Genomic DNA, 13,418 nt, shown 5'->3' on the forward strand with positions numbered 1-13,418 from the left:
CAGTCGCAGCGATGTGACTGGCCAGAAGAAGCGGATGCTTCTTATTGGTAGCAAGACCTTAAAAGCCCGCTCTCACGAGCGGGCTTTTTTGATGCCTGCGATTTGGGAAAGAATAGATCCGTCATGTTACCTTCTGCTTACTTCCTCTTTCCAAATCATATGTTTACTGGCAAGACCTCTGGCGTTAGCACGCAATAGGCTTGTATCTGTCATATAACTCGGTAGAGTAAAGACATGTGATGTTCGCCTGCTTTTCCGATGATAGTCTTTCGCATCAGGTGTAACCTTCCCCGCTTTTATCAACCTTGAGTCAGTGGTATCGATATGGAACAAGTAAATAAATCTACTTTTAGCGATGTATTGGAATACGTGCGTATGTCTCGTCGTCAGAACAAGCTCAAGCGCGAGATCACCGATAATGAGAAAAAGATCCGTGATAACCAGAAGCGGGTACTGCTGCTCGATAACCTGAGTGACTACATTAAACAGGGCATGAGCATCGATGAAGTTCAGGCCATCATTGCCAACATGCGCACCGACTATGAAGAGCGGGTTGATGATCATATCATCAAGAATGCAGAGCTCTCCAAGGAGCGCAAAGAGCTGAGTACCAAGCTGAAAGCGATGAGCTCGCATAAATAATCCATCCAGGATAGATATATTGAACACCGGCTTATCGCCGGTGTTTTTGCATGAGTAGAGAGGGTTGGCGCGAGACAATTGACTCCCATTTTGGAAGTAGGCTTGTTACCATCGGCACGAAGCGGTGAATAGTTTTCAAGCCATTGACTTGAAAAGACTAAGCTTGAGTGAAACACAATAAATTGCGTAACCATGGTGGGCAAATATGGGCGCATTACAACGGACGGATCTGGATACAGTGGCACCTCAAGAGTTTCCCGTCCCGCCAGAGGGCGGTTCCAAAAAGCGCAAGCGTCGCCCCTGGTGGCGTTGGTTGCTTTGTCTGTTCATCTTGCTCTGCCTGATAGCGGCAGGCCTGTTGATCGCTTACGAAATGAAAACCTCCAAGTTGCAGTCGCAAGAGATTTCCCGCTATGCGACTAGGCTGACCTATCAGGTCGAACCTGGGCCGAGCAAACAGATTATCTTCCCGGACGATGGTCCCTTTGATAAACGGTTAGGCTATGTCTTGTTGCCCATGATGCAGGAGCGTTTGCTTCAGCGGGGCTATGAGGTGAGCGCACAGGTACGTTTCTCCGATGCGCTCTACGACTATGCCAAGCGCGGTTTCTTTGTGCCATATACCGAAAAGGTGCAGGCTGGTCTGACCTTGCATGACTGCCGAGCCGAAGCTTTCTACGATTTCCATTATCCCAGTTATTACTACCCGGATTTTGCCTCGATCCCGCCTCTGGTCGTGCAGTCTTTGTTGTTTATTGAGAATCGCGATCTGCTTAGTAATGAGGAGCCTTTGGCTAATCCCGCCGTTGACTGGCCACGTTTTACCAAGGCGGCCGTCTCCCAACTTGGCAAGGCGCTGGATATGGAAGGGCAGTCTGCGGGTGGCAGTACCCTGGCTACCCAGGTGGAGAAATACCGGCACTCACCCGATGGCTTGACGGTCTCGCCGACCGAGAAGATCCGTCAGATGATTTCAGCCAGCGTGCGGGCTTATCGCCTGGGTCCCGAGACGCTGGAGGCGCGCAAACTGGTTGCCTGGGCCTACCTCAACTCTGTTCCCTTGTCGGCGGCGCCTGGCCATGGCGAAGTGCATGGGCTGGGAGATGGTCTCTGGGTATGGTTTGGTGCCGATGTGGCCGAAGTGAATCGTCTGCTCGACCCCTCTCTCAATCAGGATGCCTCTCTGGACGATAAGGGGTTGGCGCTGCGTCAGGTGGTCTCCTTGATGATCGCTCACCGTCGCCCCTCCTACTACCTAGCCCAGGGGCGTGATGCCCTGTCCACTCTCACCGACAGCTATCTGCGTCTCTTTGTGCAAGAGGGCATGATTACCCCGGATCTGATGGCTGCCGCGTTGAAGGCCAACATCAAATACCGGGATTTCCTGCAGTCTCCGGCCATTACCAAAGTCAACAACAACAAGGGATTGCAAGTCGCTCGCACTCGCTTGAGCCGCCAGCTCGGGGTACAGCTGTACGATCTGGATCGTATGGATTTGACCGCCGAGACCAGCCTTAACATGCCACTGCAAAAAGAGATCACGGGCTACCTGCATCAGCTGGCCGATCCTGTCTTTGCCGAGAAGGTTGGTTTATTTGGTGAGCGGTTACTCTCGCCGGAGAAGACGGGGGATGTGCGTTATAGCTTTACCTTGTTCGAAAAATCCCAGGATGGTTTCAAGGTTCGGGTACAGACGGACAACACGGATCAGCCTTTTGACATCAACGAAGGCAGCAAGCTGGAACTGGGCTCTACCGCCAAGTTGCGGGTGCTGACGACCTATCTGCAGATAGTTGCCGAACTGCATGACAGCTATGCGACTATGCCGGTCGAGAGCCTGCGCAAGCTGGATCTATCTCCTCAGGACAATATCAGCCGCTGGGCTGTATCCTATCTGGCCTCGGCCAAGGATAAGAGCCTGCCCGCCATGCTGGAGGTCGCACTGGACCGCAAATATTCAGCCAGCCCCTATGAAGGCTTCTTCACCGGCGGCGGCATGCACACCTTCAACAACTTCAACAAGTACGATAACAATCGCAATCCCTCGATCCGTGATGCGCTGCGCGAGTCTCTCAACTTGCCATTCGTGCGTCTGATGCGCGATCTAGTGCGCTACACCCTTTACAAGGAAGGTAACCGTACTCAGCTGCTCAAGGATGACCGGGATCCGCGCCGTACCGAGTACCTCACCCGGTTTGCCGACAAAGAGGGGCAGACCTATCTGTTGCGCTTCTGGCGCAAATATCGCGGCAAGACGCCGACCGAGCAGATAGATACCTTCCTGGACGGCTTGAGGCCCAGCGCCAGCCGTCTGGCGGCGGTGCATCGCTATCTCTATCCGAATGCGGATCTGCCGACCTTTACCGCCTTCCTGGATGCCCGTCTGCCCAAGGTGCTGCGCATCAAGCTCAATGACAAGCGTATCGCCCAGCTCTATGACTCTTATGGTCCTGGTCAGTATTCACTACCGGATCAGGGCTATATCGCTCGGGTGCATCCCCTCGAGCTCTGGCTGGTTTCCTATCTCAAGGCCTATGAGAAGGCGACCTTCGCCGATGCGGTCATGGCGAGCCGGGATGAGCGTCAGGAGGTTTATAGCTGGCTGTTCAAGACCCGTCATCGCAGCGCTCGGGATACCCGGGTTCGCACCATGCTGGAGGTGGAGGCCTTCCTCGATATCCATCAGCGTTGGGTCAAGCTCGGCTATCCGTTTGATCACCTGGTGCCCTCTCTGGCCACAGCGTTGGGCAGCTCGGGCGACAGGCCAGCGGCTCTGGCCGAGCTGATGGGCATCATTCAGAATGATGGTATCCGGGCACCTACCTTGCGCATCGACCACCTGTCGTTTGCCAAGGGCACGCCATTCGAGACCGAGTTCGAGCCACTCCATACTCAAGGTGAGCGAGTACTACCCTCAGAGGTGGCGACAGCCCTGCGAGGAGCCTTGTCCAGGGTCGTGGAAGGCGGTACGGCCCGGCGCATCTCGGGTGCTTTTACCCTGGCCGATGGCACTGTACTGACGATGGGGGGCAAGACGGGGACAGGGGACAACAGGCTCGAAACCGTAGGGCGCTATGGCAATGTCACCAGCTCTTTGGCTCGCAACCGCACGGCAACCTTCGTGTTCTACATAGGAGAGGATCACTTCGGTACCCTGACCGCCTATGTACCCGGCAGTCAGTCAGACAAGTTCCGCTTCACGTCGGCGCTGCCGGTACAGGTACTCAAGGGCATGGCTCCCTTGCTCACACCGTATCTGGTGCCTGGAACCCAGACCCAGTGTCTGGCGCCAGTGCCTGGTTGAGAAGATGCTAGATATGAAAACGGGGCCTTTCGGCCCCGCTTTTTATGGTGCTACTCGTCCAGCAGTCAGCTTACAGCTGGTCTTCTATCTCGCCACGCAGGTACTGATAGATCTCGCGAAACGCCGCAGGCGGCTTGTTATGTTCGCGCTCTTTCTTGGCATTGCGGATCAACTGACGCAGCTTCTGGCGATCCAGTTCATGGAACTGTGACATCAGCTCGTTGAGTGCCTCGTCCCCTTCATTGATCAAGCGCTCGCGCCACTGCTCGAGACGGTGCAGGCGAGCATTGATGGTGGAGTGGCGATTCTTGAAAATCGACAGCGCTTCAGTGATGGGCGCAATGTCGCGACTGCGCATCAGTTTACCGATGAACTGCAGGTGACGGCGGTATGACTCATCCTTCTTGGGCTTGAGTTTACGACCCAGTTCGATGGCGTCGGCCAGCTCTTCGTCCAGTGTGATGCGTTCCAGCTCACTGTGGCTGAGATCGACGAGATCATCACCCATTTGCTGCAGTATCTCGGCCTCGCGCTTCAACTGGCTCTTGCTGGGGCCCCAGTCATCCAACTCTTGCTCATCGTTAAAGTGGCTCATTATTCTTCATATCCTGTCATTCGCGTTTGGTTGATATGTTACCAGTTTCTCCCGCTGGGCGCAGGGGTCTGATATGCTTAGCCCCCTTCCTTTCTTCACGCAGACTTGAGTTATGACGCAGCAAGACGAAATCCGCCAGGATCAGACGCAACTGGAGGCCGTGGTGGCCGAGGCGCTTGAGATTGCCAAAGGGCTGGGCGCCTCGTTGGCGGAGGTCTCTATCAGCAAGCAGACCGGTTTGTCGGTCAATACCCGCGGCTGCGAATTGGAAAGCATCGAATTCAACAAGGACGGGGCCTTGGGCATCGCCGTTTACCGCAATGGCTGCAAGGGCTCCTCCTCGACCACGGATCTGAGCAAGTCAGCCATCCGCGCGGCTGTCGAGGCGGCCATCGAGATTGCCCGTCACACCTCGGCCGATGATTGTGCTGGCCTGGCCGAGCCCGATCTGCTCGCCTGGGATGCCCCGGATTTGCAGCTCTGCCACCCCATAGAGCTGGATCCCCAGCGCGGCATCGCGCTGGCAATCGAGTGCGAGCGTCTGGCCCTGAATCGCGACAGCCGGATCAAGCACTCCGATGGCGCCGGTTTCTCCAGTCACCTCGGCATCAAGGTCTATGGCAACAGTCACGGTTTTGTGAAGGGTTATGCGGCCTCGCGCAATTCCCTGAGCTGCATGCTGATCGGCGAGCAAGATGGCGACATGCAGCGCGATTATGGTTACTCCTCCAGTCGTGATCTTGCCGGGCTCTGGAGCCCGCAGCGCATCGCGGACGAGGCGGTAGAGCGAACTGTCGCCCGCCTTGGTGCCCGCAAGATAACGACCCGCCATGCCCCCGTGCTCTTTCACCCCGATACCGCAGCTGGCCTGTGGGGGCATTTGGTCATGGCCATCAGTGGCGGCAATCTCTATCGCAAGTCGAGCTTCCTGCAAGGTCGGCTGGGCGAACAGATCCTGCCTGCGTGGCTCAGGATCCAGGAGTTCCCTCATCTGCTGGGTGGCTTGGCCAGCTCGCCCTTCGATGGTGAGGGGGTTCGAACCCAGGATCGCGACATCATCCGCGATGGCAGCCTGATGAGCTGGTTGCTCACCTCCTACTCCGCGCGCAAGCTGGGATTAACCACCACGGGCCATGCCGGTGGCATCCACAACTGGCAGGTGTCAAATACGGGTCAGGATTTCCAGACACTGCTCAAGGAGATGGGCACGGGTCTGCTGGTGACCGAGCTGATGGGGCAGGGCGTCAATATCGTCAATGGTGACTACTCTCGTGGTGCGGCAGGGTTCTGGGTCGAGAATGGCGAGATAGCCTACCCGGTCGAGGAGATCACCATCGCGGGCAACCTCAATGACATGTACCGCCAGATAGTGGCGGTCGGTACCGACGAGGATGAACGTTCCAGCCTCAAGACAGGTTCAGTGCTGGTTGAGAATATGAAGCTGGCCGGCCACTGAGTCTTGCCCAGCACGGCAAAATAAAACGGCCCCCTCGCCAGGCGAGGGGGCCGTTTTTGTTGGCCGAAAGAGCGTTTACTCTTTGATGCGCTCGATACGGCCACCCAGGGCCTGCAGCTTGTGCTCTATGTCTTCGTAGCCACGGTCGATGTGATAGATACGCTCGACTATGGTCGTGCCTTCGGCGACGAAACCGGCCAGTACCAGGCTGGCTGAGGCACGCAGGTCGGTGGCCATGACCTGGGCACCCTTGAGCTGTTCGGTATCACGGCAGATGGCAACGTTGCCCTGCAGCTCGATGTCTGCCCCCATACGTACCAGCTCTGGCACGTGCATGAAGCGGTTCTCGAAGATGGTCTCGGTGACCATGCCGGTGCCTTTGGCGACGGCGTTCAACACGGTGAACTGAGCCTGCATATCGGTCGGGAAGGCCGGGTAGGGGGCCGTCTTGATGGTGACCGGCTTGAGGGTGCGGCCTGTCATATCCAGGCTGATCCAGTCTGAGCCCTTCTCGATGAGCGCGCCCGCCTCCTCCAGCTTGACCAGCACAGCTTCCAGCAGGGAAGGATCCGTCTTGCGGCAGACAACTTTACCGCCAGTGACGGCGGCACCGACCAGGAAGGTACCGGTTTCGATGCGATCCGGCTGGACGCTGTAGGCGCCTCCGTGCAGCTTCTCAACCCCGTCGATGGTCAGGGTATCTGTGCCTGCTCCCTGAACCTTGGCGCCGAGCGTGTTGAGGAAGTTGGCCAGATCGACCACTTCCGGCTCACGGGCGGCGTTTTCGATCACGGTACGACCCTCAGCCAGGGCTGCGGCCATCATCAGGTTCTCGGTGCCGGTGACGGAGATCATATCCATCAGTATGTGGGCACCCTTGAGGCGACCATCGACGCGAGCCTTGATGTAGCCATCTTCGATGGCAATCTTGGCACCCATCAGCTCCAGACCGTGCACGTGCAGGTTGACCGGACGGGCCCCAATGGCGCAACCGCCAGGCAGGGAGACATCTGCGGCACCGAAGCGTGCGGCCAGGGGGCCGAGCGCCAGGATGGAGGCTCGCATGGTCTTGACCAGCTCATAGGGGGCGACGTGGTTGTTGACGGCTCCGGTCAGCACGGTCACGTTGCCATTGACCTTGGTGCTGGCACCCAGCATCTCTAGCAGCTTGAGGGTGGTGCCGACGTCTTTGAGGCGGGGCACGTTGGAGAGCTGGATCTCTTCGTCACACAGCAAGGTGGCGAACAGGATCGGCAGGGCAGCGTTTTTGGCGCCGGAGATGGTCACTTCGCCGTTGAGGGTGCAACGACCATCGATCTTGAATTTGTCCATGTTACTTAAATACCAAATCAGGAGGGCAGGATAAATTTGCGTTCACGGGCCCACTCGGTCGGCGTAAAGGCCTTGATGGAGAGGGCATGAATGGCGTTGGTGGCGATCTTGTCCATCAGCGGGGCGTAGATGGCCTGCTGCTTCTTGACTCGACTCATGCCGTCGAACATGTCGCCGACGGCGATCACCTGATAGTGACTGCCATCCCCTTTGACGTGCACTTCGGACAGGGGCAATGCCTCTAGGAGTAGTGCTTCAATTTCAGAGACTTGCATTATGCGTCCTCGGTTTGTTGCGCAATGGGTTGAAAAAGACCGACGACCCCGTACAGGGTCGCCAGGGTATATATGTCGGCGGTGGCGTTGATCAACTGAGGTTGACTACCCCTTGCCAGTGCGGCCTTGGCCCACTTGACCAGCAGTGCCAGTCCGGCGGAGTCGAGCCGCTCGACCCGGCTCAGGTCCAGACTATCTTGCTGCCACCACTGGTCGCGGCTCTGCCACAGAGTGATGACCTGCTCGGATTGCAGGTCGGTACCGAACATCATGATTTGAGGGCCAGCGGCTTGGCATTGTGGGCCTGCAGCTGGGCAATCACGGCGTCTATGCCATTCTGGCGGATCAGGCCACCGAGCTCGCTCTGCTTGGCGGAGAGCAGGCTGATGCCTTCGGCCACCATGTCGAATGCTTTCCACTCACCGGTCTTGTTGTTCTTGCGCAGCTTGAATTCGAGGAAGAGATCGGGCTTGCCACTCTCCTTGACGCTGACGCTGACCGCCGTGATGCTGCCGGTCGCGGGCTTGCCCGGTTCGACCTTGACCACTTGTTTGTCAAAATGGGCAAGGGCATCGGCATAGGAGCTGACCATGTATTCGGTGAACACCTGCACGAAGGCATCACGCTGGGCCGGGGTGGTCTCTTTGATCTGGTTGCCGAGCACCTTGTAGGCGGCAAAGCGGGTATCTATGTAAGGCAGCAGCTCTTCACGAATGATGACCCGCAGATGATCCGGGTTCTGCTTGATCTGACTCTGATCGGCCTTCAGGCGAGCGAACGTCTGCTTGGCGGCGGTATCGACCAAGGCGTAGGGGTCGCTCGGGTAGCTCTCTGCCTGGGCAACCAAGGAGAACAGTATGCTGGCCATCAGCCCGAACAGCAGGGTCATTTTTTTCAACATGGTTACTCCTTGTTGGTATCGTCTTTGCTATCGGAAGACTGGCTGTACAGGAATTTGCCAATCAGGTCCTCGAGCACTATGGCGGACTTGGTGTCTTCTATGGTGTCGCCATTCTTGAGCATGCCCGTTCCCATCTCCTCGTCGGAGAAACCGGGTACCAGACCAATATACTGCTCGCCGAGCAGACCAGAGGTCAGGATGGAGAGCGTGCTGGTTTCAGAGAATTCTCCGGCGCTCTTTTGCATCTCCAGAGTGACAACGGGCACCTGGTTTTTGCTGTCCAGAGTGATATCACTGACTCGACCGACTACCACACCGCCCACCTTGACCGGCGAACGTACTTTCAGGCCGCCGATATTATCGAAATGGGCGCGCAGGGTATAGGTTTCTCCCTCCGGTTTAAAGCTCAAACCTGCGACTTGCAGTGCCAAAGCCAGAATGGCTGCGATGCCGGCCAGCATGAAGGCGCCAACCAGGAATTCTACTTTGCTGAACTTCATCTTTACCTTATCCAAACATGATTGCGGTGAGTATAAAATCCAGGCCGAGCACGGCCAGGGAGGAGTTGACCACGGTGCGGGTCGTGGCCTGGCTTATCCCAGCCGAGGTGGGCTTGGCATCATAGCCGTTAAAGAGCGCAATCCAGGTGACGACCAAGGCGAAGATCACACTCTTGATGGCGCCCTGCATTATGTCGTCCTGCCAGTCTACCGCGGCCTGCATGGCTGACCAGAAGCCACCCTCATCGACTCCTAGCCAGTCTACACCGACTAATTTGGCACCCATGATGCCGACCAGGCTGAACATGAAGGCCAGCAACGGCATGCTGATGACGCCTGCCCAGAAACGGGGCGCTACCACACGGCGCAGGGGATCGACCGCCATCATCTCCAGGCTGGAGAGCTGTTCGGTCGCCTTCATCAAGCCTATCTCGGCGGTGAGCGCTGAACCGGCTCGCCCTGCGAACAGCAGAGCCGTCACCACAGGACCCAGTTCACGGAGCAGGGAGAGGGAGACCAGCGGCCCCAGACTGCCTTCCGCACCGAAGTCTTTCAGTACGTTGTAACCCTGCAAGGAGAGCACCATACCGATGAAGAGACCGGAGACCAGGATGATGGCGACCGATTGCACCCCCACTACATAGAGCTGCTGGATAAGCAGCGGGAAGTGTTTGCACGGTTGCGGGCGACCAGCCAGGGCGTGAAACAGCATGATGGTCGCTCGTCCCATGGCGGTCAGAGACTGGATCCCGGATCGCCCCAACTGGGTTATTTGACTTATCAACATCATAGATCCTGTAGCAGTTCGCCAGCCGGGAAATGAAATGGAACCGGACCATCGGGCAGCCCCTGCAGGAACTGTTCGACCTCTGGGTTGCTGTCTTCCCGCAGCTGTTGGGGGGTGCCCTGGGCCACTATCTTGCGATTGGCGATGATATAAGCGTAATCGGCAATGCTCATCACCTCGGTGACATCGTGAGTGACGATCACGGAGGTGATGCCGAGGGCGTCATTGAGCTCGCGGATGAGTTTGACCAGCACCCCCATGGTGATGGGATCCTGGCCGACAAAGGGCTCATCGAACATGATGAGGTCCGGATCCAGGGCGATCGCTCTGGCCAGGGCCGCACGTCTGGCCATGCCGCCAGATAGCTGGGAAGGCATCAGGGATGCTGCACCGCGCAGGCCGACCGCTTCCAGCTTCATCATGGCGATGGTGTGGATCAGCTCCTCGGGCAATCCGGAGTGCTCACGCAGGGGGAAGGCCACGTTGTCAAACACCGTCATACCGGTAAAGAGGGCACCACTCTGGAACAGCATGCTCATCCGCTTGCGCAGGGTATAGAGGCGGCTGCGCGACAGGCTGGGCACATCCTCACCGTCAAACAATATGGTACCGGCATCGGGTTTGAGTTGACCGCCGATCAGCCGCAGCAGCGTGGTCTTGCCGATCCCGCTTGGCCCCATCACAGCAGTCACCTTGCCACGGGGTATGGTGAGGCTGATGTTGTCGTAGAGCAGGCGATCGCCGTGACTGAAGCTGAGATCGGAGATGGTGATCAGATCGTTGTTCAAACAATTGTCCATCGGGTGCAAATGAAGAGCGAATTTTATGGGCTAGTCTAGGTCTAAGCAACAGTAAGGAACAACTATTGAGCAGGCAGGCCCGCTTTGTCGGTGACAGTTTCCGGCCTTTACTCCCCATCATGTTCGCCAGAAACCATCAGATTCGCTTATCTGGGCAGACTTTTTTATAATCCCGCAGCTAATTTCGGCCCGGAGCTGTCCCTATATGTCTGTCAAGCCTGAAAACCTGTCTGAAATGTTCGATTTTCGTCGCAGTGCCAAAGCGGTGCTGAACATAGAGAAACAAGCCATTGAGGGCTTGCATCAGTACCTGGATGAGACGTTCGTGCGAGCCTGCCAGCTGATGCTGAGCTGCGCTGGCAAGATAGTCGTCACTGGCATGGGCAAGTCCGGCCATATAGGCAACAAGATTGCCGCCACCCTTGCCAGCACTGGCACTCCCGCCTTCTTCTTACACCCCGGTGAAGCCAGTCATGGCGATCTTGGCATGATCTCGGCTGGGGATCTCATCATCGCCATCTCCAATTCAGGGGAGAGCGACGAGATCCTGGCCCTGCTGCCGGTACTCAAGCGCCGTGGTATACCGCTCATTTGCATGACCGGTAACCCGACCTCTACCATGGCCAAAGAGGCGAATGTGCATCTCTGCGTCAGGGTCGAGCAGGAGGCCTGTCCCCTGGGACTGGCTCCCACCTCCAGCACCACGGCTACGTTGGTGATGGGGGATGCCCTGGCGGTTGCTCTGCTTGAAGCCAGGGGGTTCACCGCCGATGACTTCGCGCTCTCCCATCCGGGGGGATCCCTGGGCAAGCGTCTGCTGCTGCGGGTTGGCGATTTGATGCATGCCGGAGATCTGTTGCCCCAGGTGGGGATAGATGCCACCATCAGTCAGGCCTTGCTGGAGGTGAGCAGCAAGGGTCTCGGCATGACGGCCGTAGTCGATGCCGATGGTCTGCTGGCTGGCCTGTTCACCGATGGAGACCTGCGCCGCATTCTGGATTTGCGGGTGGATATCCACAGCACGTCTATCGCGCAGGTGATGACAGCCAACTGTGTTACCGTAAGACCAGAGATGATGGCTGCCGAGGCGGTAAAGCTGATGGAAACCAAAAAAATCAATGGCTTGTTGGTAGTTGATGCGGACAAACGACCGCTCGGTGCCTTCAACATGCACGATCTGCTTAAGGCGGGAGTGATTTGATGCAACAGATTGCGACGCCTTATGGTCCAGTGACGGCAGGCCAGTATGAGAAGGCTGCCCGTATTCGCCTGCTGGTGTGCGATGTGGATGGCGTACTCTCCAATGGCCTCATCTATATGGGCAATGATGGCGAAGAGCTCAAGACCTTCTGTACCCGGGATGGGGCAGGCATGAAGGCCCTGATGAAGGCGGGGATTGAGATAGCCATCATCACCGGCCGCAACTCGCGGATCGTCAGCAACCGGATGGCGAGCCTCGGAGTCAAGCATCTGGTACAGGGGGCGGAGCAGAAGTTGCCCCATTTTGAAGCCCTACTGGTCAAGCTGGGTCTGGATGCCACCCAGGCAGCTTATATGGGGGATGACACCATAGACCTGCCCGTGATGCAGGCTTGTGGTTTGGGGGTTGCGGTTGCCGATGCCCATCCGCTGGTGACCTCCCGCGCCGATCTCGTCACCCGTTTGGGAGGCGGTATGGGGGCTGTACGCGAGCTGTGCGATCTCATCTTGCAAGCTCAGGGTCATGCCGATGAGCTGGCTGAGGTATCGGCATGATCAATCGCCAGACCCTGCTGTTCGCCGTGCTCTTCCTGGTTACCTTGGCCATCTGGCAGCTGGGGGACGTCACCCTGGCGCCGCCGGCCGCGACCAAGACAGAGCATTATCAGCCGGACTTCATTGCCAAGGATCTGGTGACTACCCGCTTCGACGAGACAGGCAAGCGTAGCGAGCGGCTGGAATCTGTCTATGCAGAGTATTTTCAGCTGCTCGAGCAGGCTACGTTCGACAAGCCCATCGTCTATCTGTTCGATGACAAGGGCAAGGAAGAGTGGAAGGTGACCGCCGAGACAGGAGTGCTCAACACGGACGACAACGTGATACTGCGCGACAAGGTGCATCTCGATGGCCTCTTGCCTACCTCCTTCATTTCCACTCTGGATACACCCTATCTGGAACTGGACTTGGTGACTCAGGATGTGAGAAGTAATCGGCAGGTCAACATAGTTGCCAAAGAGTTCCAGACCGAGGGCGTAGGCCTGAAGGGCCATCTGGATCGCAAATATTTCGAATTACTGGATCAAGGTCATGCCATCTATTTCAATGAAAAACGTTAACCTGGCCGTCCTGGCGCTGCTGCTGTGTGGCGGCGTCCATGCTAAAGAGTCCGACTTCGCCGAGAAGGTGTATGTGGATGCAGTCAAGCAGATCGCCGAGATGCAAGACAACCGTGTCACCTTCAGTGATGATGTGATCATTACCCAGGGCACCATCAAGATTAAGGCCGACAAGGTCGTGGTGATCCGCTCCGGCGAGCGGGGGGCCGAGGTGATGACAGCCTATGGCAAGCCAGCCACCTTCTTCCAGATCCTGGACAACGGCAAGCCGGTCAATGCGCACGGTGACAGCATTCGCTATGAGCTGAAGAACCGTCTGGTGACCATCACTGGCAATGGCGAGCTCAAGCAGGAGGACAGCCAGGTCAACGGGGACCTCATCCGCTATGACATCGTCAAGCAGAAGATGATTGCCGAGAGCAAGGGTGAGACCAATCGTGTCAAGACGGTGTTCCTGCCTGACCAGGTTGAGAACTTCGACAAGCCCGCCGACAAGAAGCAGGACAAATAA

The 13,418-nt window shown here is 57.2% G+C and carries 15 protein-coding genes; 7 read left to right on the forward strand and 8 right to left on the reverse strand.

Annotated elements, in window-relative coordinates; genetic code table 11:
• Positions 1 to 324: 324 nt before the first annotated feature.
• Positions 325 to 642 carry a PTS system regulator TmaR gene (tmaR, locus tag G113_RS00690; protein ID WP_005890992.1) on the forward strand — a complete coding sequence of 106 codons (318 nt, stop codon included), beginning with the start codon at positions 325 to 327 and terminating at the stop codon, positions 640 to 642.
• 205 nt (positions 643 to 847) lie between these two features.
• The gene (locus G113_RS00695) at positions 848 to 3,946 is read left to right on the forward strand and encodes a transglycosylase domain-containing protein (protein ID WP_005890995.1); all 3,099 of its coding nucleotides are present in this window, start codon (positions 848 to 850) and stop codon (positions 3,944 to 3,946) included.
• 70 nt (positions 3,947 to 4,016) lie between these two features.
• On the opposite strand, the gene yjgA is transcribed toward G113_RS00695, so the two are convergent.
• The gene (gene yjgA / locus G113_RS00700) at positions 4,017 to 4,541 is read right to left on the reverse strand and encodes a ribosome biogenesis factor YjgA (RefSeq protein WP_005890998.1); all 525 of its coding nucleotides are present in this window, start codon (positions 4,539 to 4,541) and stop codon (positions 4,017 to 4,019) included.
• A gap of 112 nt (positions 4,542 to 4,653) precedes the next feature.
• On the opposite strand from yjgA, the gene pmbA reads away from it, so the two are divergent.
• Positions 4,654 to 5,997 (forward strand): metalloprotease PmbA, encoded by a 1,344-nt coding sequence (gene pmbA / locus G113_RS00705; RefSeq protein WP_005891001.1) that lies wholly within the window; start codon positions 4,654 to 4,656, stop codon positions 5,995 to 5,997.
• Positions 5,998 to 6,072: 75 nt separating this feature from the next.
• On the opposite strand, the gene murA is transcribed toward pmbA, so the two are convergent.
• The 7 genes from murA to mlaF are packed head-to-tail and all read right to left on the reverse strand — an operon-like array spanning position 6,073 to position 10,592.
• Positions 6,073 to 7,329 carry a UDP-N-acetylglucosamine 1-carboxyvinyltransferase gene (gene murA, locus G113_RS00710; protein ID WP_005891004.1) on the reverse strand — a complete coding sequence of 419 codons (1,257 nt, stop codon included), beginning with the start codon at positions 7,327 to 7,329 and terminating at the stop codon, positions 6,073 to 6,075.
• Positions 7,330 to 7,346: 17 nt separating this feature from the next.
• Positions 7,347 to 7,604 (reverse strand): BolA family iron metabolism protein IbaG, encoded by a 258-nt coding sequence (ibaG, locus tag G113_RS00715; RefSeq protein WP_005891007.1) that lies wholly within the window; start codon positions 7,602 to 7,604, stop codon positions 7,347 to 7,349.
• Complete coding sequence (locus G113_RS00720; protein ID WP_040318788.1) at positions 7,604 to 7,876, reverse strand: STAS domain-containing protein; 273 nt, start codon at positions 7,874 to 7,876, stop codon at positions 7,604 to 7,606. The genes ibaG and G113_RS00720 overlap by 1 nt, the downstream gene beginning before the upstream one ends.
• Positions 7,873 to 8,505 carry a phospholipid-binding protein MlaC gene (gene mlaC / locus G113_RS00725; RefSeq protein WP_005891012.1) on the reverse strand — a complete coding sequence of 211 codons (633 nt, stop codon included), beginning with the start codon at positions 8,503 to 8,505 and terminating at the stop codon, positions 7,873 to 7,875. The genes G113_RS00720 and mlaC overlap by 4 nt, the downstream gene beginning before the upstream one ends.
• A 2-nt stretch (positions 8,506 to 8,507) precedes the next feature.
• Positions 8,508 to 9,005: an outer membrane lipid asymmetry maintenance protein MlaD gene (mlaD, locus tag G113_RS00730; protein WP_005891014.1), complete on the reverse strand. Its 498-nt coding sequence runs from the start codon at positions 9,003 to 9,005 to the stop codon at positions 8,508 to 8,510.
• A 7-nt stretch (positions 9,006 to 9,012) separates the two neighbouring features.
• Positions 9,013 to 9,792, reverse strand: a complete 780-nt coding sequence (mlaE, locus tag G113_RS00735) for a lipid asymmetry maintenance ABC transporter permease subunit MlaE (protein ID WP_005891016.1) — start codon at positions 9,790 to 9,792, stop codon at positions 9,013 to 9,015.
• Entirely contained in the window at positions 9,792 to 10,592 is an 801-nt protein-coding gene (gene mlaF, locus G113_RS00740) for a phospholipid ABC transporter ATP-binding protein MlaF (RefSeq protein WP_040318789.1), read from the reverse strand. The genes mlaE and mlaF overlap by 1 nt, the downstream gene beginning before the upstream one ends.
• A gap of 205 nt (positions 10,593 to 10,797) precedes the next feature.
• On the opposite strand from mlaF, the gene G113_RS00745 reads away from it, so the two are divergent.
• From G113_RS00745 to lptA, 4 genes are read left to right on the forward strand one after another with little or no spacing between them, the layout of a single operon-like run.
• Positions 10,798 to 11,793: a KpsF/GutQ family sugar-phosphate isomerase gene (locus G113_RS00745; RefSeq protein WP_005891020.1), complete on the forward strand. Its 996-nt coding sequence runs from the start codon at positions 10,798 to 10,800 to the stop codon at positions 11,791 to 11,793.
• Complete coding sequence (gene kdsC, locus G113_RS00750) at positions 11,793 to 12,347, forward strand: 3-deoxy-manno-octulosonate-8-phosphatase KdsC (RefSeq protein ID WP_005891023.1); 555 nt, start codon at positions 11,793 to 11,795, stop codon at positions 12,345 to 12,347. The genes G113_RS00745 and kdsC overlap by 1 nt, the downstream gene beginning before the upstream one ends.
• Complete coding sequence (gene lptC, locus G113_RS00755) at positions 12,347 to 12,907, forward strand: LPS export ABC transporter periplasmic protein LptC (RefSeq protein ID WP_040318793.1); 561 nt, start codon at positions 12,347 to 12,349, stop codon at positions 12,905 to 12,907. The genes kdsC and lptC overlap by 1 nt, the downstream gene beginning before the upstream one ends.
• Positions 12,894 to 13,418, forward strand: a complete 525-nt coding sequence (lptA, locus tag G113_RS00760; RefSeq protein ID WP_005891029.1) for a lipopolysaccharide transport periplasmic protein LptA — start codon at positions 12,894 to 12,896, stop codon at positions 13,416 to 13,418. The genes lptC and lptA overlap by 14 nt, the downstream gene beginning before the upstream one ends.

Source organism: Aeromonas molluscorum 848 (assembly GCF_000388115.1).
Classification (GTDB): Bacteria; Pseudomonadota; Gammaproteobacteria; order Enterobacterales; family Aeromonadaceae; genus Aeromonas; species Aeromonas molluscorum.

Bases quoted from the DNA above. Each gene is read 5' to 3' on its own strand.
- mlaC (WP_005891012.1), bottom strand. From the start codon at position 8,505: ATGTTGAAAAAAATGACCCTGCTGTTCGGGCTGATGGCCAGCATACTG.
- yjgA (WP_005890998.1), bottom strand. From the start codon at position 4,541: ATGAGCCACTTTAACGATGAGCAAGAGTTGGATGACTGGGGCCCCAGC.
- ibaG (WP_005891007.1), bottom strand. From the start codon at position 7,604: ATGCAAGTCTCTGAAATTGAAGCACTACTCCTAGAGGCATTGCCCCTG.
- G113_RS00695 (WP_005890995.1), top strand. From the start codon at position 848: ATGGGCGCATTACAACGGACGGATCTGGATACAGTGGCACCTCAAGAG.
- G113_RS00745 (WP_005891020.1), top strand. From the start codon at position 10,798: ATGTCTGTCAAGCCTGAAAACCTGTCTGAAATGTTCGATTTTCGTCGC.
- kdsC (WP_005891023.1), top strand. From the start codon at position 11,793: ATGCAACAGATTGCGACGCCTTATGGTCCAGTGACGGCAGGCCAGTAT.
- murA (WP_005891004.1), bottom strand. From the start codon at position 7,329: ATGGACAAATTCAAGATCGATGGTCGTTGCACCCTCAACGGCGAAGTG.
- mlaF (WP_040318789.1), bottom strand. From the start codon at position 10,592: ATGGACAATTGTTTGAACAACGATCTGATCACCATCTCCGATCTCAGC.
- pmbA (WP_005891001.1), top strand. From the start codon at position 4,654: ATGACGCAGCAAGACGAAATCCGCCAGGATCAGACGCAACTGGAGGCC.
- mlaD (WP_005891014.1), bottom strand. From the start codon at position 9,005: ATGAAGTTCAGCAAAGTAGAATTCCTGGTTGGCGCCTTCATGCTGGCC.
- tmaR (WP_005890992.1), top strand. From the start codon at position 325: ATGGAACAAGTAAATAAATCTACTTTTAGCGATGTATTGGAATACGTG.
- mlaE (WP_005891016.1), bottom strand. From the start codon at position 9,792: ATGTTGATAAGTCAAATAACCCAGTTGGGGCGATCCGGGATCCAGTCT.
- lptA (WP_005891029.1), top strand. From the start codon at position 12,894: ATGAAAAACGTTAACCTGGCCGTCCTGGCGCTGCTGCTGTGTGGCGGC.
- G113_RS00720 (WP_040318788.1), bottom strand. From the start codon at position 7,876: ATGATGTTCGGTACCGACCTGCAATCCGAGCAGGTCATCACTCTGTGG.